We start from the raw sequence: 22,880 nt of genomic DNA on the forward strand, positions 1-22,880 counted from the left end.
GGACGGCTGCATGAGCCTCACCGTGAACGGCCTCGACGAGCTGAAGAAGCTGGCCGGCAGCGATCTAGGCACCGGCGAGTGGATCGAGGTCACCCAGGAGCGCATCGACACCTTCGCCGACGCCACCGGCGACCACCAGTGGATCCACGTGGATCCGGAGCGCGCCGAGGACGGCCCCTTCGGCGCCCCCATCGCGCACGGCTACCTCACCCTGTCCCTGTTCATCCCGCTGTTCACCGAGCTGCTGGACGTCCAGGGCGTCACCACGAAGGTCAACTACGGCCTGAACAGGGTCCGGTTCCCCGCGCCGGTGAAGGTCGGCTCCCGCGTTCGGCTGACCGCCCGGCTCACCGAGGTGGCTGAGGTGCCGGGCGGGGTGCAGATCGCCGTCGACGGCGCGATCGAGATCGAGGGCGGTCCGAAGCCGGCCGCGGTGCTCCAGAGCCTGTCGCGGTTCTACGCCTGACCGGTCCCGGCCCGGCCGCTGCGCGCCGCCGCCCGGCCGGCTCTACGCCGGATCGGGGCGCACCGGCACCAGGTCGAGCAGGCGCTCAACCGAGGCGTCCGCGAGCGGGGACAGCCGTTCGTGGACGCTCCGGAAGGTCTTCTCCGCCTGCTCGGCGGGCCAGTCGTCCGGCAGATGCTGCACGGGCAGACGCGGGTCGCTGCGGATGGTCCGCAGCCACTCGGTCTGTAGGAGCAGCCGGCGGGCCAGGGCGTCGTCGGGGTCCGGCGCCGCCGTCTCCCAGGGCTGCCAGCGCCGTCGGAACGCCCTGTAGCGGTCGGCGAGTTCGGGGAGTCCCCAGGTCTCCTCGATCATCGCGCCGATGTCCGTGCCGGCGTCGGCGTTCGCACGGAACACCTTCACATGGGAGGCGAGTCCGAGTTCGGCGACCAGGGCGGACACGTCGACGTCGCCCGGCGCGATCCACAGCCCGCCGAACAACGGGCCGAAACCGCTCCAGGCGAGTTTCGCGCGCAGGTCGTGACGCTGGCGCTGCCAGGACTCCGGCAGGGAGAAACCGAGCAGGGTCCAGGTGCCGTTCCAGTGCCGGTTCACGGCGCCGGTCTGCCACACCCGCCGCTCGCCGTCGCGCAGCACCTCCGCGGAGTGCTCGGTGAGGCCGAAGTACATGCGCCGGCCCTCCCGCTGCCGACGCAGCAGACCCCGGTGCACCATGCGGGTCAGTGTCGAGCGGGTCGCCTGTTCGCCCACGCCGGCGCGTCCGAAGACCTCGATCACACTGCCCGAGTAGACGCACACGTCACGTCCGAGCACCTGGTCGCCCAGGAAGGTGAGCATCAGGGACTGCGGTCGCAGCGACTCTTCGGTGGTCACGCGGTCACGGTACCTCCGGTCGGGTTCCGGCCAGGAACCCACCGTCCCGGCGGAATCGGGCCCGGGCGATCCGGCGTCCCGGCCGGCGGCGGCCCGGCCACCGGCGGCCGCGGCTCGGTTGTCCCGGTCTCCCCGCCCGGTGTGGGCGGCCCGTCCGGGCCGGTGAGAACGGGGTCGTGGAGGAGGAGCCCGGCCAGCAGCACGTCGGGCCGGGCGTCGTCGACGGGAACGTCCTCGCCTCCGGGCGGGGCGTCGCTTCGCCGGGTGACCCGAGCGACCCCGACGGGTTCGGCACACGGATCGGTGGTTCGCGGAACCGTTCGTCCGGGTGCCCGGAAGCTGTGCCCCTCGCTCGGCGGGATCGGCCGATACCCGACGAGAAGGTGACGAGTAGTGTTCGCGTCGTGCCGGCACAAGGACGACAACGACTCATCCCGCGGGCCAGGCGCTCCGGTGCTCCCGCGGCCGTGACCGATCTCGCCGAGCGGTCGGGCGTGAGCGCCGCCACGGTCCGGCGCGGTCGGTCGCACTCGAGGAGGCGGCCGTCGAGGTGGTCCCGGCAGGAAGGGTACAAGCGTGAGACTGACGATTCTGGGCGGCGGCGGGTTCCGGGTGCCGCTCGTGTACGGGGCGCTGTTGACGGACCACGCGGAGGGGCGGGTCACCGAGGTCGTGCTGCACGACCTGGACGACAGCCGACTGTATGCGGTGGCCCGAGTACTGGCGGAACAGGCGTCGACGGTGGCCGACGCCCCCAGCGTGACCGCGACGACCGATCTGGACGAGGCCCTGCGAGGCGCCGACTTCGTCTTCTCCGCGATCCGCGTCGGCGGCCTGGAGGGCCGGGCGAACGACGAACGGGTGGCTCTGGCGGAGGGTGTCCTCGGCCAGGAGACGGTAGGCGCCGGCGGCATCGCCTACGGTCTGCGCACGGTACCCGTCGCGGTCGACATCGCCCGGCGGGTGGCCCGCCTCGCACCGGACGCCTGGGTCATCAACTTCACCAACCCGGCCGGCCTGGTCACCGAGGCCATGGCCCGCCACCTCGGCGACCGCGTCATCGGCATCTGCGACTCACCGGTCGGCCTCGGCCGCCGTATCGCGCGCGTCCTCGGCGCGCACCCGCACGAGGCGTTCATCGACTACGTCGGCCTCAACCACCTCGGCTGGGTACGTGGCCTGCGGGTCGCCGGCCGCGACGAACTCCCGCGGCTGCTCGCCGACCCCGACCTGCTCGGCTCCTTCGAGGAGGGCAAGCTGTTCGGAGTCGACTGGCTGCGGTCGCTCGGCGCGATCCCCAACGAGTACCTGCACTACTACTACTTCAACCGCGAGGCCGTGCGCGCCTACCAGCAGGCCGAGAAGACCCGCGGCGCCTTCCTGCGCGATCAGCAGGCACGGTTCTACGAGGAGATGCGCCGGCCGGACGCGGCGGCGCTGGCGGCCTGGGACCGCACCCGCGCCGAGCGCGAGGCGACCTACATGGCCGAGAACCGGGAGACGGCCGGCGCCGGCGAACGTGACGCCGACGACCTCTCCGGCGGCTACGAGAAGGTGGCCCTCGCCCTGATGAGGGCCATCGCCCGCGACGAACGCACCACCCTGATCCTCAACGTCCGCAACCGGGGCACCCTCTCGGTGCTCGACACGGACGCGGTAGTCGAGGTGCCCTGCCTCGTCGACGCCAACGGCGCCCATCCCGTGGCGGTGGCCCCGCTGCCCGAGCACGCGACCGGCCTGGTCTGCGCGGTGAAGGGGGTCGAGCGGGAGGTGCTGGCCGCCGCCGAGTCCGGCTCGCGGGCGAGCGCGGTGAAGGCCTTCGCCCTGCACCCGCTCGTCGACTCGGTGAACGTGGCCCGCAGGCTCGTGGCGGGCTATACCGCCGTGCATCCCGGCCTGGCCTATCTCGGGTAAGCGCTTTCCCTCTTTTTCCCGTAGGTTCCAGCAGTCCGCCTTCCCGGGTTTCCTGGAGACTTTCCATGCACGACGAACGCCGCCGGATCGAGGAGCGCGTCGAGCGCATCCACACCCAGCGCATCAAGCCCGCCGTCTACTCGGCCACCGTGCCCCTGGAGGTGGAGGCCTGGCAGGCACCGGGCGAACCCGTCTCCTTCGCGGAGGCCGCGGCCGCGCCGTACGAGCCCTTCGCGATGGACACGCCTTGGGGTCCGCCCTGGGGGACCACCTGGTTCCGGATGCGTGGCCGGGTGCCCGCCGAGTGGGCCGGCAAGCGGGTCGAGGCGGTCATCGATCTGGGCTTCGTCGGCGGCTGGCCCGGCAACCAGGCCGAGGCCCTGGTGCACCTGACCGACGGCACCCCGCTGAAGGCGGTCAACCCCCTCAACCGGTACGTGCCGATAGGCCGCCCGGCGACCGGCGGCGAGGTGATCGACTACCTGGTCGAGGCGGCTTCCAATCCCGACATCCTGGCGAACGGCTTCGCGGCCCCCACGCCGCTCGGCGATGTTCTGACGGCAGGCGACCGTCCACTGTATACATTCCGGCACGCCGACATCTCCGTCCTGGACGAGCAGGTCTTCCACCTCGACCTCGACCTCCAGGTCCTGCGCGAACTCATGGTCCACCTCGGCGAGCACGAGCCGCGGCGGCACGAGATCGCACATGCCCTCGACCGCGCCATGGACGCCGTCGACCTGGACGACATCTCGGGCAGCGCCGCCGGCGTCCGCGACCTCCTCGCCCCCGTCCTGGCCAGGCCCGCCCACGCCAGCGCCCACACCGTCTCGGGCGTCGGCCACGCACACATCGACTCCGCCTGGCTGTGGCCCGTCCGCGAGACCAAACGCAAGACGTCCCGCACCTTCTCCAACGTCACCGCTCTGGCCGACGAGTACGACGACTTCATCTTCGCCTGCTCCCAGGCCCAGCAGTACGAGTGGGTGCGCGACAATCACCCCAAGGTGTGGGCGCGCATCCAGGAGTCGGTGAAGAAAGGGCAGTGGGCGCCGGTCGGCGGCATGTGGGTCGAGTCGGACGGCAACCTGCCCGGCGGTGAGGCCATCGCCCGCCAACTGGTCCACGGCAAGCGGTTCTTCATCGAGCACTTCGGCATCGAGACCAAGGGGGTCTGGCTCCCGGACTCCTTCGGCTACAACGCGGCCTACCCGCAGCTCGCCAAGCTCGCCGGCAACGACTGGTTCCTCACCCAGAAGATCTCCTGGAACCAGACGAACAAGTTCCCCCACCACACCTTCTGGTGGGAGGGCATCGACGGCACCCGCATCTTCACCCACTTCCCGCCGATCGACACCTACAACGCCCGCTTCAGCGGTGAGGAGATGGACCGCGCCGTCCGCAACTACGCCGAGAAGGGCGCCGGTACCCGCTCGCTGGCGCCCTTCGGCTGGGGGGACGGCGGTGGCGGCCCCACCCGCGAGATCATGGAACGCGCCCGCCGCCTCGCCGACCTGGAGGGTTCGCCCAAGGTCGTCATCGAGCACCCCGACGACTTCTTCGCCAAGGCCCGCGCCGAGTACCCGGACGCACCGGTGTGGAACGGCGAGCTGTACCTGGAGCTGCACCGAGCCACCTACACCTCCCAGGCCCGCACCAAGCAGGGCAACCGGCGCAGCGAACACAGGCTCCGCGAGGCGGAGTTGTGGGCCACGACGGCGGCACTGCACGCGCCGGGCTACGTGTACCCGTACGAGAAGCTCGACCGGCTGTGGAAGACGGTCCTGCTGCACCAGTTCCACGACATCCTGCCGGGCTCCTCGATCGCCTGGGTGCACCGCGAGGCGGAGGCCGAGTACGCCCGCGTCGCCGAGGAGTTGGAGGCGCTGACGGCGGCGGCGGTGGCCGCGGTGGGCGGAGGCCCCGGGGAGACCCGGTTCTTCAACACCAGCCCGTTCGAGCGGCGCGAGGTGGTGCGTGACCGTGAGGGCCGGATCGGTTTCGTGAGGGTACCGGCGAACGGAAGCGCCCCCGTCTCCAACGACCAGCCGGGCGACATCGTGGTCGTGGAGGACCGCGTCCTGGACAACGGCCTGGTCCGCGTGGAGCTGGCCGAGGACGGCACCGTGGCCTCGGTCTTCGACCGGCGCTTCCAGCGCGAAGTCCTCGCAGGCAAGGGGAACCTGCTCCGCCTCCACACGGACCTGCCCAACTACTGGGACGCATGGGACATCGACAAGCACTACAAGAATCGGTACGCGGAGCTCCTGGACGTCGAGTCCATGACCGTCGTCGAGCGGGACGTGCTGGTCGGTTCGATCCGAGTGATCCGTGCCTTCGGCAAGGGCTCGACCATCACCCAGACCATCACGCTGCGCGCCGGCAGCCCCCGTGTCGACTTCGAGACCGAGATCGACTGGCACGAGGCCGAGAAGATCCTCAAGGCGGGCTTCCCGGTGGACGTCCGGGCGGCGTACTCCTCCGCGGAGATCCAGTTCGGCCACGTCCAGCGGCCCACGCACACCAACACCAGCTGGGAGGCGGCCCGCTTCGAGGTCTGCGGCCACCGCTGGGTGCACATCGGCGAACCCGGCTACGGCGTCGCGGTCCTCAACGACTCGACCTACGGCCACGACGTCTCCCGCACGGTCCGCGAGGACGGCGGTACGACGACCACGGTCGCCCTCAGCCTGGTGCGCGCCCCGCGGATCCCGGACCCCGGGGCCGACCAGGGCAAGCACAGATTCACCTACTCCCTGCTCCCGGGCGCCACGATCGGCGACGCGGTCGCGGAGGGCTACGCCCTCAATCTGCCGCTGCGGATGGCCGAGGCGGTGAGCGCGCCCGCCCCGGTCGTCTCCGTCGACGGCGAGGGCATCACCGTCGAGGCGGTCAAGCTGGCCGACGACACGTCCGGCGATGTCGTCGTCCGGCTCTACGAGTCGCGCGGCGGGCGGGCCACCGGCACCCTGCGCACCGGCTTCCCGCTGGCCGGCGCCCATGTCACGGACCTGTTGGAGCGACCGCTGGAGCCGGCCGTCACCGACGGCGAGAGCGGCGTCCTCGTGCGACTGCGGCCCTTCCAGATCCTGACACTCCGTCTGGGTCGCACCAGCAGCAGCGATGGCGTGTCGAGGAACTCGCCGCGCTGATCCGCCACGAGTCGCCGACCCGGCTCGTCGGACGGTGGCCCGCGGGGCGTCGGGAACGGCGGCGTGCGGACTGCCGGCCGGGGAGTGCCGGCGTGCTCGGGCCGGCCGGCCGCTCCCCGTGACAGCGGCCGGCCGGCCCGATCCCCCGTTGCCCCGGGGACCCCCCGTCGGTCCCCGGTTTCCCCCGTCGGTCCCTGTGCGGTGGTGCTCGTCGTGCCTTCCTGCTCCCACGAAGGCCCCCATGACCCCCGTCGTCCCCCGTGGTCCTCCGTGGGCCTTCGGTGTTACACCGTTAAGAGCGCGCACCCCGGATCCTGATACACCCTGGGAGAGAAAAGTTTCCCGGACTTTCCGTCCGGGGGACCTCGGGCGTCTCGGGGCGGGTTCGGCCGCTGAAGCCGGCTGTGACGGAGGTGAACCGCCAGGTGCTGCGTTGATCCCGGAGCGGTTGCCGGTCGCTCCGCCGCCGGTTCGCGGACGGCCGCGGTTGACGGGCCGGCAGGCGAGCCGGGCGAGGTGCCGGCTGTCCGCCCGGTCGCCGACATGGGTCACGTCGGGCGTGCGGACAGGTGCTGGGATGCGCAACCCGAGTGGCTTCGGGCCGACCCCGCGGTCGAGGTGGTCGGCGGAATCGGCCCGTACCGGTGAGGCCTACAGGGGCAGTGCCTGCGCCGCCTGGCCCACCTCGACGGAGTCGGCCGGGGCGGGCACGGCCGGCAGCAGGGGCTCCGTCTCCTCCGGCCGTGGCTGCGGGAGCGACAGCGGGCGCAGCTGGCGCAGCCCCGACACCACCGCGTAGTCCTGCCCGAGGAACGGCGGAACGATCTCGCCGGGGTCCTCGCCGAGGGCCAGCTGCACCGCCGCCCACGGGGCGTTGACCCCGCACAGGGACAGCTGGTGCAGCCCGCCGGCCGGACGCGTGTTGACGTCCATCAGGACCGGCACGCCACCGAACATGCGGAACTGGATGTTGGACAGGTAGTGCAGCCCGAACCCCTCGGCGATCAGCCGGGCCGGCTCCAGCCACTGCTCCTGGAGGGTGAAACCCCGGCGGCGGCCGTTCTTCGTGCGGCCGATGGACAGCCGGATCCGGTTGTCCGGGCCGGTCAGACAGTCCACCGACACCTCCGGCTGCTCAAGCCGGGGCATCACCAGCCAGTCCACCTGCTCCGCGGCCTGCTCCAACGCCTCGACGACCATGTCCAGCTGGACGTAGGGCGTCGGGAAACCGCTGAGCTGCGACAGCGAGAAAGGAGCGCGCGTGATCATCCGGAAGCCCACTCCGCCCGCTCCCGACGCCGGCTTGAAGCACGCTGTGTGGCCGTCGGCCTCCAACTCCTCCACGGCCGCGACGAGTTCGTCCGCCGACCGGACCCGCCGCCACGGGGGCACGGGCACGCCGATCGCCTGGACCGCCTCGTAGGCGATCACCTTGTCGTGGAAGACCGCGACTGCCTCGGGCGGCGGGGCCAGCAGCGCCGTACCGGCCGCGGCGAAGTCCGCGCGGTGCGCCACGATCGCCGCCTGGTGCAGCCGGGGCACGAACACGTCGATGCCGCGGCGCCGGCACTGGTCGAGGGCGTACTCGACGTACCCGGCCGGGGACAGGCCCTCCGGCTCCAGGTCGGCGGTGTCGGCGGCGGCCAGGACGGGCGAGTCGACGTCACCGTGCGTGGCGTGGATGTCCACGGCCCGGTCGCTCGGATTCCGCCGCAGCTGATCCATGAAGAACACGTTCTCCGCGTACGTGCGGTTGAGCCAGACGCGTACGCGAGAGACCATGCGGGCCGCCTTTCACGGTTCGCGGGCAGGGCGAAGCAGGCCCGGCCCGGGCAGGGGGGATTGGAGGGACACCAAACCGCCCTGCGCGAAGGGAGGTCGGGGCGGTGGTGTTGGGGCGATCATACGGCCTCCCGGAGGTGCCGCGTGCAACGCCACTGTCACGGATCTTCCGATCATGTTCGTACGGGACGCGAGCGCGGGTAAGGATGGGAGGGCCGCCGTGTCGTTCGAGCGTGCGGTGACGGTGAGAGTCGGGGAACGGGAGCAGAGCGTGACGTCGACGGCCGGTGGAGCCGGGCAGCTACTGGCCATCAGCGATCTGCACATCGGCTATCCCGAGAACCGGGCCCTCGTCGAGCGCATGGTCCCGGAGACCGACGAGGACTGGCTGCTGGTCGCCGGTGACGTCTCGGAGAACGTGGCCGACATCCACTGGACGCTGAAAACCCTCGCGAGTCGTTTCCGCAAGGTCGTCTGGGCCCCCGGAAACCACGAACTGTGGACCCACCCCAAGGACACCGTCACCCTGCGTGGCGTCGCCCGTTACGAGCACCTCGTCGAGATGTGCCGCGAGCTGGGGGTGACCACCCCCGAGGACCCCTACCCCGTCTGGGACGGTCCCGGCGGCCCCGTCGCGGTCGCCCCGCTGTTTTTGCTGTACGACTACTCGTTCCTGCCGGCCGGCTGCGCCACCAAGGAGGAGGGGCTTCGGTACGCCCACGGGACGGGCGTCGTGTGCAACGACGAGTACCTGCTGCACCCCGATCCCTACCCGACCCGTGAGGACTGGTGCCGGGCCCGCGTCGCCGCGACCGAGCGCCGGCTCGCCGCCCTCCCGGCGGACCTCCCCACCGTCCTCGTCAACCACTATCCGCTGGACCGGCACCCCACCGACGTCCTGTGGTACCCCGAGTTCGCCATGTGGTGCGGCACCCGGCTGACAGCCGACTGGCACCACCGCTTCCGGGTCGCGGCCATGGTCTACGGGCACCTCCACATCCCGAGGACCACCTGGCACGAGGGCGTCCGCTTCGAGGAGGTGTCGGTGGGCTACCCCCGAGAGTGGCGCAAACGCCCGCAGCCGCCGGGCCGGCTGCGCCGCATCCTGCCCTGGAAGGACGAGAGCGCGTGATCGAGGAGCTGCTTCCGGAGACGGTGGTCGCCGTGGAGGCGCACGGCGAGGACGGCGTCCGCGAGTTCGGCGACGGGCCGCTCTACCCGGAGGAGGAGGCGCTGGTGGCGCGGGCCGTCGCCAAACGGCGCCGCGAGTTCACCCTCGTACGCTCCTGCGCCCGGCGCGCCATGGAGAAGTTCGGTGTGCCGCCGCAGGCCGTGCTGCCCGGCGAACGCGGCGCCCCGATGTGGCCGGCCGGGCTGGCCGGCAGCATGACCCACTGCGACGGCTACGCCGCGGCCGCCCTGGTCCGGGCCGCCGACCTGGCCTCGCTCGGGATCGACGCCGAACCGCACCAGCCGCTCCCCGAGGGCGTGCTGTCCGCCGTCTCCCTGCCGGCGGAGCGTGAACGGCTGCGCCGGCTGGCCGCGGACCGGCCCGAGGTGCACTGGGACCGGCTGCTGTTCAGCGCCAAGGAGTCCGTCTACAAGGCGTGGTTCCCCCTCACCCGGAAGTGGCTGGACTTCAGCGAGGCCGACATCGAGATCGACGCCGGCCCCGCGGGCGCCTCGCAGGGCACCCTGCGGGCCCGCCTCCTCGTCCCGGGACCGGTGGTCGGCGGCTACCGCCTCGGACACTTCGAGGGCGGCTGGACCGTGGGGCGGGGGCTGGTGGCGACGGCGATCACCGTCCCGCACGGATAGCTCCGCCGCCCCGGTCGCCGCCGTCCGCGTGCCGGGGCCCGGCACCGGTCCGGCCCGCCGTCAGCGGTCCGGGAACCAGTTGTGCAGCAGCCGGAAGAACTCCTCCTCGTTGCCCGCGAGTCCCGCGGCCGCCAGGGCCTGCTCCGCCTCGGCGAGGACGCCGGGCGGCACCACCGGCGGCAGCCGGTCGTAAGGTGGATCGCCGGCGTCGTCCCCGAACGCCGCGCGGACGGTGTGCAGCAGCCGCAGGTAGGCCTGCACGGCGGTGCGCTCGCGGTCGGTCAGTACGGCAGTGGGCATCGGTCGGCTCTCCCCGTGTCGGCGTCGTCTCCCACGCGCCCGGCGGCGCGCACGCCCCCGTACGGCGGCGCATCCTCCAGCTTGCCGCCCACCACTGACAATCCGGCTTTGCCGGCCTGCGGTTCGCCCGCTCAGCGGAGGCGAAACCGCCCCGAATGCCCTGCTGAAAAAACCTTCCTGCCCTGGAAAAAGGCTTTTCGACCGACCGTCGGGGTCCGGCGGGTCAGGGGGAGGGGAGGCGAACGGCTGGTCGACACCCCCCGCGGCACCGCCCCGCGGCGCGGCCCTCACGGCCGCGCCGGGCCGGCGACGGCGAACTCCAGGCGCATGACCGCGCCCTGCACGGCTGCCGAGGCGACGCCTTCCGGAGGGCCGGGGAAAGGCCCCGCGCCGGTCCTGGTCCACCGGCGCGGGCGCGTCACCCGCCACCGGGGAGCGCGGCCTCGAAGAAGCCGGCGAGCACAGCGCCACCTGACCTGACATGACCTGTGCCGGCCGGTGGGTCACGCCCGGCCCTGCGGCCCCAGGTACCCCAGGGCCGCCTCGATCCGGCCCGCCAGGTGATCGCGCCGCCCGCGTGGCGACGAACCGGCGAGCCAGGTACGGCACTTGCTGGCGAGGAGCAGGCCGAAGCTCTCGGCGTCCCGCTCCTCGGCCTGGTCGAACCGGGTGCGCGCGGCGACCTTGCGGACCGTCGCCTCCAGGTCCGCGCCGTCGTGGAGGAGCCGGGCCGCGACCGCGGCGCCCTCCACGTGGTGGCCGCAGTGACCCGCCTGCATGTGCCACAGCTCATGGCCGAGGATCACCAACTGGTGGTCGGGCGCCGTGCGTTCCTCGATCACGACGAGGTCCTGGTCGGCCATGTCGAGCCACAGGCCGCTGGCGGTACCGGTCGGGAACGCGGCCGTACGGAAGGTGACCGGACGGCCGCGGCGGCGGCTCATGCCGTCACACAGGGCCGTGTACAGGTCGGCCGGGGCGGCGGGAGCGGGGAGGGTCAGTTCCGCGACCAGTTCGCCGCACAGACGGCGCATGTCCTTGGCGATGCCCACAGCTCTCCCAGTTCTCCCCCGGATCACGATTCGGGCCGCTTCACGCTCTCCAGGAGCATGTCCAGCCACTCGGCGACCTTGTCGCGGTGCTGGTCGGTGGGCAGTTGGGCTGCCCGCCACGCGATCCCGCGCACTCCGTGGTCCTGGAGCAGCCGCTCCAGCGGGTCCTCGACCGCCGCGGCCGCCTCCCGGGCCGCGAGTTTCTGGAGCAGTTCCTGCTCGATGTGCTGGAGGGCGCCCGCCAGTGCCTCGGGGTCCTCGGCCGTGAGGAAGCCGGCGTGCACGCGGAAGAAGCGCTGGAGGGCGTCGCAATGCTCCATGGTGGGGCGGCGGTCGCCGTTGATGAGGGCGCCCGCCTGCTGCCGCGACATTCCGGCGCCGTCGGCGATCTCCTGCTGGGTGTATCTGCGGCCGTTGGGCTTGAGTCTGGTGCGGCGCAGCAGGTCCAGGCGTTGCAGGAACCGGGCCTGCACATCCGGCTCACCCGCCGGTCGCCCGCTCAGGAGGGCCTTGACCACGGACTCGGGGACCCCGGAGGCGACGGACAGCCGCCCGGTGCCGAAGACTTCCGCGTGCGGCACGCCGAGCCGGTCGGCGAGAGCGGTGACACGGGCGACGACGGCGGACAGCAGCACCGTCGCCGTGGCGCCCGGAACTTCGAAGCCATCCGTCACCGACAGGTCTCCTACGTCTCTCACGAGCCTCTCACGGGCACACGCGATCGCCGTGAACTGCCCGGAGACTAACCGGTCTTTCGAACTCACATCCAGGTCTCGCCACAACTGTGGCCAATTTCAGCCGTCAACGAGTGGTGAATGCCACGATAGTTGACACGCCGCGCGCCGGGCAGCAGGATCGGCAAGCCGCGAGAAGGCCGCAGAGGCAAGAGGGGTGACCTCCCGATGGCGTATCAGGCAGGTGGGCAGCGGTCGGTACCGCGGCCCGTCCCCGAGAGTCCCGAGGCCCAGTCCTATCTACGGGACTACGCCACGTACCTGGAGGCCGTGCCCTTCCCTTCCGTCGTGCTCGACCACCGCTGGGACGTGGTTCTCGCCAATCCCGCTTTCGCGTCACTCTTCCGGGACGTGAGTCCGCATCCGACGGCCCTGCCGGACGACAACTTCCTCCGGTTCGTCCTGTTCCACCCGGACGCGTCCTCGGTCCTCGGCGACCACGAGGCCGGCTGGTGCCTGCCGATGCTCGCCCGGTTCGCCGCGACCCTCGAACGGCACGGCCACGATCCCGTCCTCCAGGCGATCCGCCGCGAGATCGCCCAGGACCCGCTCATGGAGGCCGCCTACCGGCAGGGCCTGCCGCACTGGGTGCGCGCGATGGGCGAGGACGCCGTCGAACACGACGGGGCGGTCCGTACCCTGCTCCACCCGGACCCGCGCCGGGCCGCCACCGAGTGCCGTATCGTCGGCGAGGCTCCGCGGACCCTGCGCGAGATGGGGTACACGCGGCTGACGATGGTGCTGCGCGAGGCACCCACGCCGGCACCGCGCGGCGTACGGCGTCCGCGCCGCACCGCGGGACACCTCAGCGTGGTCCCCGCCCCCGAGGTCTGACCGGGCACCGTCGGCGTTCAGGTCGCCGACGGCGCCCGGGTCAACGGGACGGCGGCTCCGTCCTCACCACCGTCCCCGCGTCCCGCTGTCCCGTTCGTCTTCCCCGTCCTCACCCGGGTGTCCTGCGGCGGGGCGCCGTGCTCGGCCGCCTGGATCCGGTGTGCACAGCTGGGCGGACTCGCCGGCTTCCGCGTTCCTCACCTCCACGTTCCTCGGCTCCCGTGCTCCTCGGCCCCCGCGACTCGCAGTACCGTCTCTCACAGATCCAGCACGAGCCGCGTCCCCCGGCAGCGGGAGACGCAGATCATCATCGTCTCCCCGGCCTCCCGCTCCTCTTCGGTGAGCACGGAGTCCCGGTGGTCCGGAGCGCCGTCGAGGACGTCGGTCTCACAGGTGCCGCAGGTCCCCTCGGTGCAGGAGAACAGCACCTCGACTCCGGCGGCGCGAACGGTCTCCAGCACGGAGACGTCCGGTGCGACGGTCAGCGTACGGCCGCTGCGGGCCAGCTCGACTTCGAACTCGCCCTCCCCACCGCCCGGTGGCTCCCGGGGCCGGAACCGCTCGACGTGCAGCGCACCGGACGGACAACGCGCCTCGACCGCGTCGAGGAGCGGAGCCGGGCCGCAGCAGTACACCAGGGTTCCCTCGGGCAGCGCGTCCAGCACGGAGCCGAGGTCGAGCAGCCCGGCCTCGTCCTGCGGGGCGAGGGTGACCCGGTCGCCGTACCGTGCCAGTTCCTCGGTGAACGCCATCGAGGCGCGGGAGCGGCCGCCGTACAGGAGGCTCCATTCGGCGCCCGCCGCCTCGGCCGCCGCGAGCATCGGGAGGATCGGGGTGATCCCGATGCCGCCCGCGACGAAGCGGTAGCGGGGAGCGGGCCGCAGCGCGAAGTGGTTGCGCGGGCCGCGCACCCGCACCGTGTCGCCCGGCCCCAACCGCTCGTGCACATGAGCGGATCCGCCGCGCCCCTGCGGCTCCCGCAGGACCGCGACCCGCCAGACGGAACGGTCCGCCGGGTCGCCGCACAGCGAGTACTGGCGCTCCAGGCCCGGACCGAGAAGGAGGTCGATGTGCGCGCCGGGTTCCCAGGCGGGCAGGACCTCGCCCAGCGGGTGGCGCAGGGTGAGAGCCCGTACACCGTCGGCCGCGGACCGCATACCGTCGACGACGAGGTGTGTTTCGTGGACCGTGGTCATGCGTCGCTTCCGTTGTCTCCGTCGGTGTCGCCGGCGTGCCCGTCGTTCCCGTCGTGCCCTGTGTCGCCGCCGGCGCGCGGGACCGCGGCGACGCCGCCGCCTTCTCGCGGCCGGTGGTCTTCGGGGTGGCCGAGCATCCACTCCCACATCCGCACCGGGTCCTCGGCGGTGTGCTCGGCCCCGCAGTGACAGGTGCCGTGCAGGACGTCGGTACCTGGCAGCCAGTCGATGCGGTAGACCTCGCCGGTCGGGCTGCTCACCGGACCCTCTCCATGGGCTTGTCCCCCTGCTCGACCAGACGGGCGAGGATCCGGCGGGCGGCGAGGCCGCCGGTGTCGATGTTGATGCTCAGCTCCTGGTAACCCGACCGCTCCGAACCGAGCGTGCGCTGGAGGAGGTCGAGTGCGTCGACGTCCTGCATGACGACCGTGTGGTTGTTGTCCCGCAGGAACTCCGTGACCTGGTCGTCGTCCGTCGCCCAGTCCCGCGAGACCATCCAGAAGTCGTACACCCTGCCGTCCGAGGAGGGCGTGATGGCGTAGGTGATCTCGGTGTGGAAGCCGTTCGGGTCGGTGCCGTCGGCCTCCGGCAGTACCCCGACCGGGGCGATGCGGCTGTGCAGCAGATAGAGGCAGGGCGCGTGGTACTCGATGTCCTGCCAGCGCGTGACCCGGCCCTCTGTGCCGGTCGAACGGGCGTAGAACGGCGGGCACTCGGCGTCGTCCATGTGCCGGCTCACCCGCACGATGCCCGCGCCCTCGTCCACCTCGGTGGTGATCGGCGTCTCCGCGACCTCGGGTGTGCCGATGTGACCGCCGTGCAGATATGTCTCGTGGGACAGGTCCAGGAGGTTGTCGACCAGCAGCCCGTAGTCGGCGTCGATCGGCTCCATGCCGCGGACGGTGGTCCAGCCGGGGGAGTCGAGGTGGCGGGCGCGCGGGACGGTCCGCGGGTCGGCGAGTGCCGGGTCGCCGATCCACACCCACACCAGGGAGTCCTGCTCGACGACCGGGTAGGAGGCGACGCGCGCGGTGCGCGGAACGCGTCTCTGCCCCGGCACGTACACGCAGGTGCCGGACGTGTCGTAGGTGAAGCCGTGGTACCCGCATACGATCCGGTCGCCGTCGAGGCGGCTCTCGGAGAGCGGGAAACGACGGTGCACACAGCGGTCGTGCAGTGCGACCGGCGTCCCGTCCCCTTCCGTCCGGTACAGGACGAGCGGTTCCCCGAGGACCGTGCGGCCGAGCAACGCCGCGCGCCCGACCTCGTGGCGGTAGGCGGCGACGTACCACTGGTTCCTGGCGAAGGCGGTCATGTGAGGCATGGCGTTCCCGTCCCTGTCGGCGGGGCGCCGTCGCCCCGCCTGCCGTGGTCGGAACTCAGCGTCGCCGCGCCCGCGGTGGCCCGGCAAGGCGACTTCTGCCAGACGGAAGGCCTTGCTCGGCATCGTGTGACCGGAGGTGCGTCACGCGACGGGCCCGGTGCGCGGGAAGCACCGGGCCCGTCGTCCGCGTCCTACCCGTCCCCATGGTCGGCGCGGCTCCCCACGTGCGGCTCGAACGGCCCGGGCGCCCGCGGCGCGAGCGGTTCGGGTGCGAGCGGTTCGGCGGGGCCGGACCGCGCCGCCGTCCGGGAGCCCGATGCCACGACGACGGGTCCGGGCACTCTCAACAGGGCCTGCGCCACACCCCGAGGTCCGGCTTCTTCAGCATCGACGACAGGCGCAGCCTGCGGGACTCGGGGCAGAACTCCCCGGCCGGCTCGGTGTACTCCACGTGGAAGACCGCCTTGTCCGCCGCCACGAACGGGGCGAGGCGGCCGCACTCGTCGTACTGGGCGCACTCCTCGTTGACCGCGAAGTCGAAGTCGCCGACCAGCTCGGGGATCTGGGGGAGGTCGTTCTTCAGCCCCACCGACAGGCCCCGGTCGTGGGCCAGTTCGGCGATCATGCGGTTGTAGCGGAGCTGGTCGCCGGCGGTGAGCGGGAACCCGGTCTCGTTGCCGTAGCCCTCCATCAGGTCGGGTTCCACCGCGTCGAAGCCCTTGTCGCGGCACATGTCGAAACGCTTCTCCATCAGCGGGCGCAGCACGGAGAGCCGCCGGATGTCCAGCCACCGCTCGCCCGCCCAGCCGTTGGGCTTGCCGAGCACCGCGCGCGGGAAGGCGTCCCTGTCGGGCCGGAAGCTCTCCCAGGCGCCGACATTGAGGTAACAGATGACCTTGCGGCCGTCCCGGTGCAGCCCGGCCACGTCGGCCGCGGAGTTCTCGAAGCCGTCGATGTCGTAGACGGGCACGTCGGCCGACGGGACGACCTTCCCGTCGAGCTGCCACTGCCAGGCCAGGCCCGGACGCGGCTGCCAACGGGGCCTCGCCGTCGGGGTCGGGTCGCCGGTCCGCCCGTCCCCGGAGCAGCCGCTCAGCGCCGCCACCAGCACGGCGGTCAGTGCCGACAGGGCCGCCACCACCCGCCTCAAGGCCGGGCTCCGTCCAAAGCCGGGCTCAACGCGGCCCAGGGATTGGGAAGTTCGCCGGTGACGGGGCCGCAGACCGCTGCCCCGCGCTCGTGCGCGGTGCGCACGGCGAGCGGCACCAGCGCCTCCGGCACCCCGTACACCAGGTGGCACAGCCGCTCGGGCGCCTGCCGGGCGGTCCACGCCGGTCTGCTGAACGCCGAGACGTACGTCGACCAGTGACCCTCGAAGGTGACGGTCAGGTCGGCCAGCCGGACGTAACCGGCCGCCGGGTGGACCCCGGGGTTCAGCACGACCGTCGCCGCGCCCGACCGCCGCGCCGCCCGGACCAGCCGGCGGCACGCGGGCAGACCGTCCGGGGCCGCCGTCACCCGGTCCAGGAAACAGCCGTCGGCCGCGTACCACTCCCGGTGCCGGCGCACCTCGTCGGCGACCTCCGCGCCGTCCCGTGTCCCGTAATCGGTGTCCACGTATCCCAGCAGCCGCGCCCCCGCCGCCCGCAGCGCCGAGGCCGCCGCCGCGTACGCGGGGTCGGGGTGGTGGCCCGGCCCGTTCGCCGGGTTGAGGACGACGCCGTAGGTGTCGGGGGCGCACGTGATCAGGCGGTGCCAGGCGCCCGGGTCCTCGGCCGGATGGACGTACAGCGGGATCAGCAGGCTCACGGTGTACGGTCGCCTCCCCACAGCGCGGCGAGGGCGTCGTCCAGGGAGTGGGAAGGGCGCCAGTCGAGGGCCCGCGCGGCGGCGCCGATGTCCGAGCACTGCCAGGACACGTGAGCGGATCGGGCCGAGCCCGCCGCGTTCTCCTCGACCCGCCCCGTGAACCCGGCGAGCCGCACCAGACGCCGCACCAGCTCTCGCACCGGGACCGCCCGCCCGCCACCGATGTTGAGGACGGGCGGCAGCGGACCGGGCGCCGTCACCGCCAGCGCCACGGCCCGCGCCACATCGCGTACGTCCACGAAGTCGCGGCAGGCCGACAGGTCGCCGAGGCGCAGCACCGCCTCCGGGTCCGCTCCCGCCGCCCGCAGCAGACCGGCGATCCGGCCCGGCAGCCCCGAGGCGGGCGCCCCCGGCCCCACCGGATTGCCCACCCGCAGCACCACCGCGTCCAGCCCCGACGCGGTCACCGCGGCCGTCCCCGCGAGCTTGGTGGCGCCGTACGGGCCGGCCGGACTGGTGGCCGCCGACTCCGTCACCAGGGTGTCCACGGCGCCGGGACCGTATTCGGCGGCCGAGCCGAGGTGGACCAGGCGGGCCGCCGGCGCCGCCGAGCGCAGCGCCGCGCACAGGACGGCGGGGCCGCGGGCGTTGACCTCCGCGAGGGTCACGGCGTCGCCGCCGGTCGCGCCCGCGCAGTTGACGACGGTGTCGGGCGCGGCCGAGACCAGGGTCTTCGCCAGGTGCTCCGGGCGGACGGTGGCGAGGTCGAGGGAGAACTCGGCGGCGGGTGAACGCCCGCCGCCGAGGACGTGCGTGCCCGGCAGGGCCCGCAGTCGCTCGGCGACGTGGGTGCCCAGGTAGCCGGTGTGGCCGAGGACGAGAATGCGCATGTGGTGCTCAGGCTCCCTTGAGCAGCAGTGACCTGCGGCTGGTGAACTCGGCGTTGGCCCGGTCGTAGTCGTCGGGACGGCCGATGTCCAGCCAGTACCCGTCGAAATCGTAGGCGTGCGGCGCGTTCTCCGCCTTCAGCAGATCCAGGACCAACTCGTCGAATCCCAGCGGCAGTCCGGCCGTGTAGCCGTCCAGCGTCGAGCGCGTCAGACCGTAGACGCCCATCGACACGCGGTAGTCCAGGCTCGGCTTCTCGGTGAACGCCACGACCTTGCTGTCGGTGGTGGTCAGCACCCCGAAATCGATGTTCACCTTGCGGGCGTACGTCGCTATGGTCAGCGGCGCCCCCGACGCGCGGTGCCGGAGCAGGACGTCGGCGTAGTCCAGGTCGGTCAGGACGTCGCCGTTCATCACCAGGAACGTCTCGGGAAGCCGGTCGCGCAGTTTCAGCACCGGGCCCATGGTGCCGAGCGGGCTCTCCTCGGTGGCGTAGTCGACGGCCAGGCCCCACTGGGTGCCGTCGCCGACGTAGGCGCGGATGATCTCGCCGAGGTGGCCGATGGCGATGGTGCAGCTGGTGAACCCAACCGTGGCGAGCTGGCGCAGCACGATCTCCAGGATGGCGTGCTGGTCACCGATGGGGACGAGCGGCTTGGGCAGCGCGGTGGTGTACGGCCGCAGCCGGACGCCCTTGCCTCCCGCGAGGATCACTGCGTGCATGGGGCTCCTCCTTCATGCGTGTGCTCGGGACGTGCCGGACGGGTCAGATGTTGTAGATGCCGGTCTTGTAGCGGGCCAGGTTGCCCGGGTCGCGGAAGAACTCCACGGTGTGCGCGAGGCCGTCCTCCAGGGTGTGCGCGGGCTGCCAGCCGGTGGCGGCGGCGAGCCGACTCGCGTCGGCGACCAGCCGCAGCACCTCGGAGTTCGCCGGCCGGATGCGGGCCGGGTCCTCGCGCACGTCGAGCGCGGTCTCCATCACCTTCCCGATCAGCGCCACCAGGTCCCCGACCGAGATCTCGCCACCGGTACCGGCGTTGAAGGTGCGGCCCACGACGTGCTCGGCGGGCGCCGAACCCACCGCGAGGAAGGCCTGCGCGGTGTCCTTGACGAACGTGAAGTCCCGGGTGGGGCGCAGGTCGCCGAGAGTGATCGTCCGCTCCCCGGCGGCCACCTGCCCGATGACGGTGGGGATCACCGCGCGCATCGACTGGCGCGGCCCGAAGGTGTTGAACGGCCGCAGTGTCACCACAGGGGTGTCGAAGCTCGCGTGGTAGCTGTCGGCCAGCCGGTCCCCGCCCGCCTTGGAGGCGGCGTACGGCGACTGGGTGTTGATGGGATGGTCCTCGGTGATCGGCACGGTCCGCGCGGTCCCGTAGGTCTCGCTGGTCGAGGTGTGCACCAGCCGGGGCGTACCGAGCGCGCGCACCGCCTCCAGCACGTTGAGGGTGCCGGTGACGTTGGTGTCCACGTAACTGTGCGGCGCCTGGTAGGAGTACGGGATCGCGATCAGGGCGGCCAGGTGGTAGGCCACGTCGGCGCCGTCGAGGAGGCCGCGCACCGAGCCGGGATCGCGGACGTCGCCGAGGACGATCTCCACCTGGTCCAGGACGTCCGGGCGCAGTGTCTCCAGCCAGCCGTAGGAGGAGAAGGAGTTGTACTGGGCCATGGCTCTCACCCGGTGGCCGGAGGCGACCAGCGCCTCGGTGAGATGTGAGCCGATGAAACCCTCGGCTCCGGTGACGGCGGCGAGCGGTGCGGAGGTCAACGCGGTGTTCCTTCCGGTTGTCGGGGGACGAGAAGCGGGTGAGGTCAGGCGTGCGGGGCCGGCCGGCCGAGCAGCCGCAGCGCGCACCCCGCCAGACAGAGCGCGGCGGCGCCGCAGCACAGGGCCAGGGCCGCGGGACCGGGTGGCCGGTGGAGCAGGGTGGCCCCCGAGGCGACGGCCGCGGCCGTGAGACAGATCGCGGCGGACGGCCAGGCCGCTCCGAACGCCTGGAGCAGCAGCGCGGTCCACAGGACGGCGCCGAGCGGCAGCAGGACGGCCGGATCGGCGCCGGTGAGCAGGGCCGCGGGCAGCAGCGGCAGCACGTAGGCGAGCAGACAGAGGGCGAGGATGCCGGCCGAGCGCAGCAGGAAGGCGGCGGGCGTGGCGGTGGCGCGCAGCGCGGCGACGGACAGCCCCCGGTAGCGGTACAGCAACCATTCCGCCGGTCCCATGCTCACGGTCAGCACGATCACCGCGTACGGCTCCTGGTGGCCCTCCAACAGCACCAGCACCCCCGCGGCCAGCCCGAACAGCCCGTACGGCAGCGACCGCAGCAGGCGTGGCCGGGCCGCGGCCGGCGCCGGCGCGACGGCGAGGGCGGCGCGCAGCGCGTGACCGGTCACGGCGAGCGTGGCGAGCAGCGCCAGCAGCGGCAACCCGACCCGCAGCGACGGGGCGAGGTCCCACCGGGGCAGTACGGCGGCCCCGGCGACCAGCGGACCGAGCGCGGCCAGCAGCAGCCGCTCCCGGCCCAGCACCAGCAGCACGCCGGCCGCCGCCAGATACACCGACTGCCCGGCCGCGACCAGCGTCACCGGTCCGCCCCCGGCGGGCAGCGCGGCGGCCGCCGTGGCGATCGCCGCCCCGAGGGGCGCGCCCGCGAGAAGAGTACGGCCGGCTTCGCGCCGCCCGGCCGTCATCCGCAGGTGAGCCCGGTGCCCCAGCGCCTGCCCCCAGCCCCACGAGATCAGTCCCGCCACGACCAGTACGGCGGTGTGGCGGCCGGCGTCCCACAGGGGGGCGGTGAGCGGATAGGCGAGTCCCGGCAGCGCGAACAGGACGCCCCGCAGCAGACAGCGCACGGTGTCCGGGCGCCAGGGGTCGGCCGGCGACGCGGGCTCGGGGAAGGTCCGCGGCACCCTCTCGTAGAGCGCCGAGGCGAGCGAGAAGAGGTTCGGGTGGCCGTACCGCTCCCTGATCACCGAGGCGGACAGGCCCTCCGCCTCCAGCAGCGCGGCCACCTCGTAGGGGTGGACGGCGGGACCGACGCGGTCGGCGAGTTCGGCGGCGAGGGCGCTGACCGCCTCCTCGTCGGGGCCCTGCCGGGGCAGCCGGATGGCGAGGGTGGTGTCGTCCAGGGCCCAGCGCGGGCGGCGGCGCGCAGGGCGGGGCGTCGCCAGCCACAGGGCCAGCGTGTCCTGTTCGGCGCCGCCGGGTTCGAGGGACATCGGCCCGCTCATCCGGCGAGGCTCCCCGTGCCGGTGACCGCGGGAGCGGGCAGGACGATCGGGGTGACCGACTCCCGCTTCATGACGGGCAGTTCCCGGTAGATGGAGCGGAAGGTGTCGATGGTCTGCCGCAGGGTGAACTGCTCGATCACCCGCGACCGCGCCGCCTCGCCCATCGACCGGCGCCGCGCCGGGTCGCCCAGCAGTCGCAGCACGGCGGCCGCCATCGCGGCGGGATCCCGCGGCGGCACCACCAGACCGGTGTCGCCGACGGCCTCGCGGACCCCGCCCACATCGGTGGAGACGGTGGCCCGCCCGCACGACATGGCCTCGATCAGCGTGAAGGGGAAACCCTCGCTGATGCTGGAGAGCATCACCACGTTGCCGGCCGCGTAGGCGTCCTTGATGTCGTCGACGCGGCCCTCGAAGGTGACAGCGTCCGCATGCCCCAGTTCGGCGGCCAGCGCCTCGCACCGCTCACGGTACGCCTCCCCGCCCCGCGGCGTCCCGCCGAACAACCGCAGTCGTACGGCGGGGAATTCGGCGCGCACCAGGGAGAAGGCCCGGATCAGGGTCTCCAGGTCCTTGATCGGGTCGACCCGGCCCGCCCAGCTGAGGGTGAGCGCCTCCGGCTCGGGGCCGGCCGGCGGGAACGCGGCGGGGTCCACGCCGTTGTAGACCGTGCGGATCGACTCCGGGTCGGCGCCGCCCTGCTCTTCCCACAACCGGTTGTAACGGTTTCCGGGCGTGATCAGCGCGGCCCGACGGTACGTCTCCTCCGCCAGCAGCCGGAAGAAGCCGAGGACGACGGCCTTCACCGGCCAGCGGTAGGGGGCTGTGCGGTAACCGAGGTAGCGCTCACGCAGGTATACGCCGTGCTCGGTCAGCAGCAGCGGCACGCCGTGCCGTTCGAGCGCGGCGAGGCCGGGCAGGGCGGCCAGCCCGCCGCTGACCGCGTGCGCGACCCCGCTCTGCGGCGGCGGTACGGCCAGCGGACGCAGGGCGTGCTCCAGCAGGGCCGTCGCGGTCAGCGCGTCATGGACGGTGGGACGGGCCTCGCGCACGGCCAGGCCGGGACGGTTCCACACCGAGGACAGCAGGGCGATCGCCCGGTCGCTCCGCAGGAACGCGCTCAGCCCGCCGTCCCCCGCCGCCCCCGCCATGGCGTACAGCGCGGGTGCGAACGCGTCCTCCGCGCACGGATCGAGGAGCGCGGTCAGGAACCGCTCGTAGGCGGCGGCGATGCGACCGCGGGACCGGCCTCGAGGCACGCGTCCCTCGGGCGGGGCGCCCCACATGGGGACGGACCGCACCCCCTTGACGTGCGCGGGCAGGTCCCACACCAGGGGTTCGCGTCCCGTGCCGGTGACGGCGAGGACGTCGAAGTCGATGTCGGGCATGCCCTGGACGAGCTGGTCGCACCAGACGCTCACGCCGCCATGGCTGTGCGGGTAGGTGCCTTCGGTGAGCAGGGTGACGCGCGTTGCGCCGGGGCGTCGCGCGCCGTGGGGATCGTGCATCG

21 protein-coding genes are annotated in these 22,880 nt (G+C 72.8%); 6 read left to right on the forward strand and 15 right to left on the reverse strand.

What is annotated here, in order from left to right:
* Positions 1-10: 10 nt before the first annotated feature.
* Positions 11-466 (forward strand): MaoC family dehydratase, encoded by a 456-nt coding sequence (locus ACZ5Y0_RS06750; RefSeq protein ID WP_469127541.1) that lies wholly within the window; start codon positions 11-13, stop codon positions 464-466.
* Between the two features lie 42 nt (positions 467-508).
* Here ACZ5Y0_RS06750 and ACZ5Y0_RS06755 read toward each other — a convergent pair whose 3' ends face one another.
* A complete protein-coding gene (locus ACZ5Y0_RS06755; RefSeq protein ID WP_469127542.1) occupies positions 509-1,339 on the reverse strand; it encodes a PaaX family transcriptional regulator in 831 nt (276 codons plus the stop codon).
* A gap of 576 nt (positions 1,340-1,915) precedes the next feature.
* Between ACZ5Y0_RS06755 and ACZ5Y0_RS06760 the strand changes: the two genes are divergently transcribed.
* Both ACZ5Y0_RS06760 and ACZ5Y0_RS06765 read left to right on the forward strand, forming a co-directional pair.
* Positions 1,916-3,253, forward strand: coding sequence for a 6-phospho-beta-glucosidase (locus ACZ5Y0_RS06760; RefSeq protein WP_469127543.1), 1,338 nt, complete (start codon positions 1,916-1,918; stop codon positions 3,251-3,253).
* A gap of 65 nt (positions 3,254-3,318) precedes the next feature.
* Positions 3,319-6,405, forward strand: a complete 3,087-nt coding sequence (locus ACZ5Y0_RS06765) for an alpha-mannosidase (protein ID WP_469127544.1) — start codon at positions 3,319-3,321, stop codon at positions 6,403-6,405.
* Positions 6,406-7,056: 651 nt separating this feature from the next.
* Here the strand turns inward: ACZ5Y0_RS06765 and ACZ5Y0_RS06770 are convergent.
* A complete protein-coding gene (locus ACZ5Y0_RS06770; protein WP_469127545.1) occupies positions 7,057-8,187 on the reverse strand; it encodes an ATP-grasp domain-containing protein in 1,131 nt (376 codons plus the stop codon).
* A gap of 271 nt (positions 8,188-8,458) precedes the next feature.
* Between ACZ5Y0_RS06770 and ACZ5Y0_RS06775 the strand changes: the two genes are divergently transcribed.
* A complete protein-coding gene (locus ACZ5Y0_RS06775; protein ID WP_469128016.1) occupies positions 8,459-9,319 on the forward strand; it encodes a metallophosphoesterase family protein in 861 nt (286 codons plus the stop codon).
* Positions 9,316-10,005 (forward strand): 4'-phosphopantetheinyl transferase family protein, encoded by a 690-nt coding sequence (locus ACZ5Y0_RS06780; RefSeq protein WP_469127546.1) that lies wholly within the window; start codon positions 9,316-9,318, stop codon positions 10,003-10,005. Before ACZ5Y0_RS06775 ends, ACZ5Y0_RS06780 begins: the two co-directional genes overlap by 4 nt.
* 60 nt (positions 10,006-10,065) lie before the next feature.
* Here the strand turns inward: ACZ5Y0_RS06780 and ACZ5Y0_RS06785 are convergent, their stop codons facing one another.
* From ACZ5Y0_RS06785 to ACZ5Y0_RS06795, 3 genes are all read right to left on the reverse strand, one after another.
* Positions 10,066-10,305: a hypothetical protein gene (locus ACZ5Y0_RS06785; protein WP_469127547.1), complete on the reverse strand. Its 240-nt coding sequence runs from the start codon at positions 10,303-10,305 to the stop codon at positions 10,066-10,068.
* 503 nt (positions 10,306-10,808) lie between these two features.
* Positions 10,809-11,339, reverse strand: a complete 531-nt coding sequence (locus ACZ5Y0_RS06790) for a toxin-antitoxin system, toxin component (RefSeq protein WP_469128017.1) — start codon at positions 11,337-11,339, stop codon at positions 10,809-10,811.
* Between the two features lie 41 nt (positions 11,340-11,380).
* Complete coding sequence (locus tag ACZ5Y0_RS06795) at positions 11,381-12,031, reverse strand: helix-turn-helix domain-containing protein (protein ID WP_469127548.1); 651 nt, start codon at positions 12,029-12,031, stop codon at positions 11,381-11,383.
* 228 nt (positions 12,032-12,259) lie between these two features.
* On the opposite strand from ACZ5Y0_RS06795, the gene ACZ5Y0_RS06800 reads away from it, so the two are divergent.
* The gene (locus tag ACZ5Y0_RS06800) at positions 12,260-12,925 is read left to right on the forward strand and encodes an MmyB family transcriptional regulator (RefSeq protein ID WP_469127549.1); all 666 of its coding nucleotides are present in this window, start codon (positions 12,260-12,262) and stop codon (positions 12,923-12,925) included.
* Between the two features lie 257 nt (positions 12,926-13,182).
* Here ACZ5Y0_RS06800 and ACZ5Y0_RS06805 read toward each other — a convergent pair whose 3' ends face one another.
* The 10 genes from ACZ5Y0_RS06805 to pelF form a co-directional block, all read right to left on the reverse strand.
* Positions 13,183-14,121 (reverse strand): PDR/VanB family oxidoreductase, encoded by a 939-nt coding sequence (locus ACZ5Y0_RS06805; RefSeq protein ID WP_469127550.1) that lies wholly within the window; start codon positions 14,119-14,121, stop codon positions 13,183-13,185.
* Positions 14,118-14,381, reverse strand: a complete 264-nt coding sequence (locus ACZ5Y0_RS06810; RefSeq protein WP_469128045.1) for a hypothetical protein — start codon at positions 14,379-14,381, stop codon at positions 14,118-14,120. Before ACZ5Y0_RS06810 ends, ACZ5Y0_RS06805 begins: the two co-directional genes overlap by 4 nt.
* Positions 14,378-15,445 (reverse strand): aromatic ring-hydroxylating dioxygenase subunit alpha, encoded by a 1,068-nt coding sequence (locus ACZ5Y0_RS06815; protein WP_469127551.1) that lies wholly within the window; start codon positions 15,443-15,445, stop codon positions 14,378-14,380. Before ACZ5Y0_RS06815 ends, ACZ5Y0_RS06810 begins: the two co-directional genes overlap by 4 nt.
* Before the next feature lie 343 nt (positions 15,446-15,788).
* Positions 15,789-16,595 carry an endo alpha-1,4 polygalactosaminidase gene (locus ACZ5Y0_RS06820; protein WP_469127552.1) on the reverse strand — a complete coding sequence of 269 codons (807 nt, stop codon included), beginning with the start codon at positions 16,593-16,595 and terminating at the stop codon, positions 15,789-15,791.
* Positions 16,592-17,254 carry a spherulation-specific family 4 protein gene (locus ACZ5Y0_RS06825; RefSeq protein WP_469127553.1) on the reverse strand — a complete coding sequence of 221 codons (663 nt, stop codon included), beginning with the start codon at positions 17,252-17,254 and terminating at the stop codon, positions 16,592-16,594. Before ACZ5Y0_RS06825 ends, ACZ5Y0_RS06820 begins: the two co-directional genes overlap by 4 nt.
* On the reverse strand, positions 17,251-18,144 hold the full coding sequence (locus ACZ5Y0_RS06830; RefSeq protein WP_469127554.1) for an NAD-dependent epimerase/dehydratase family protein: 894 nt from the start codon (positions 18,142-18,144) through the stop codon (positions 17,251-17,253). Before ACZ5Y0_RS06830 ends, ACZ5Y0_RS06825 begins: the two co-directional genes overlap by 4 nt.
* A gap of 7 nt (positions 18,145-18,151) precedes the next feature.
* Positions 18,152-18,865, reverse strand: coding sequence for a nucleotidyltransferase family protein (locus tag ACZ5Y0_RS06835; RefSeq protein WP_469127555.1), 714 nt, complete (start codon positions 18,863-18,865; stop codon positions 18,152-18,154).
* A gap of 43 nt (positions 18,866-18,908) precedes the next feature.
* Positions 18,909-19,910 carry a GDP-mannose 4,6-dehydratase gene (locus tag ACZ5Y0_RS06840; protein ID WP_469127556.1) on the reverse strand — a complete coding sequence of 334 codons (1,002 nt, stop codon included), beginning with the start codon at positions 19,908-19,910 and terminating at the stop codon, positions 18,909-18,911.
* Positions 19,911-19,954: 44 nt separating this feature from the next.
* A complete protein-coding gene (locus ACZ5Y0_RS06845) occupies positions 19,955-21,370 on the reverse strand; it encodes a hypothetical protein (RefSeq protein ID WP_469127557.1) in 1,416 nt (471 codons plus the stop codon).
* Positions 21,367-22,878 carry a GT4 family glycosyltransferase PelF gene (gene pelF, locus ACZ5Y0_RS06850; protein WP_469127558.1) on the reverse strand — a complete coding sequence of 504 codons (1,512 nt, stop codon included), beginning with the start codon at positions 22,876-22,878 and terminating at the stop codon, positions 21,367-21,369. Before pelF ends, ACZ5Y0_RS06845 begins: the two co-directional genes overlap by 4 nt.
* Positions 22,879-22,880: the final 2 nt, after the last annotated feature.

It is taken from the genome of Streptomyces sp. NPDC033216, assembly GCF_055577115.1.

Excerpts from the sequence above, each read along its gene's own strand:
- ACZ5Y0_RS06750 (WP_469127541.1), top strand. The coding sequence starts at position 11 with ATGAGCCTCACCGTGAACGGCCTCGACGAGCTGAAGAAGCTGGCCGGC.
- ACZ5Y0_RS06765 (WP_469127544.1), top strand. The coding sequence starts at position 3,319 with ATGCACGACGAACGCCGCCGGATCGAGGAGCGCGTCGAGCGCATCCAC.
- ACZ5Y0_RS06770 (WP_469127545.1), bottom strand. The coding sequence starts at position 8,187 with ATGGTCTCTCGCGTACGCGTCTGGCTCAACCGCACGTACGCGGAGAAC.
- ACZ5Y0_RS06785 (WP_469127547.1), bottom strand. The coding sequence starts at position 10,305 with ATGCCCACTGCCGTACTGACCGACCGCGAGCGCACCGCCGTGCAGGCC.
- ACZ5Y0_RS06790 (WP_469128017.1), bottom strand. The coding sequence starts at position 11,339 with ATGCGCCGTCTGTGCGGCGAACTGGTCGCGGAACTGACCCTCCCCGCT.
- ACZ5Y0_RS06800 (WP_469127549.1), top strand. The coding sequence starts at position 12,260 with ATGGCGTATCAGGCAGGTGGGCAGCGGTCGGTACCGCGGCCCGTCCCC.
- ACZ5Y0_RS06805 (WP_469127550.1), bottom strand. The coding sequence starts at position 14,121 with ATGACCACGGTCCACGAAACACACCTCGTCGTCGACGGTATGCGGTCC.
- ACZ5Y0_RS06815 (WP_469127551.1), bottom strand. The coding sequence starts at position 15,445 with ATGCCTCACATGACCGCCTTCGCCAGGAACCAGTGGTACGTCGCCGCC.
- ACZ5Y0_RS06830 (WP_469127554.1), bottom strand. The coding sequence starts at position 18,144 with ATGCGCATTCTCGTCCTCGGCCACACCGGCTACCTGGGCACCCACGTC.
- ACZ5Y0_RS06835 (WP_469127555.1), bottom strand. The coding sequence starts at position 18,865 with ATGCACGCAGTGATCCTCGCGGGAGGCAAGGGCGTCCGGCTGCGGCCG.
- ACZ5Y0_RS06845 (WP_469127557.1), bottom strand. The coding sequence starts at position 21,370 with ATGAGCGGGCCGATGTCCCTCGAACCCGGCGGCGCCGAACAGGACACG.
- pelF (WP_469127558.1), bottom strand. The coding sequence starts at position 22,878 with ATGCACGATCCCCACGGCGCGCGACGCCCCGGCGCAACGCGCGTCACC.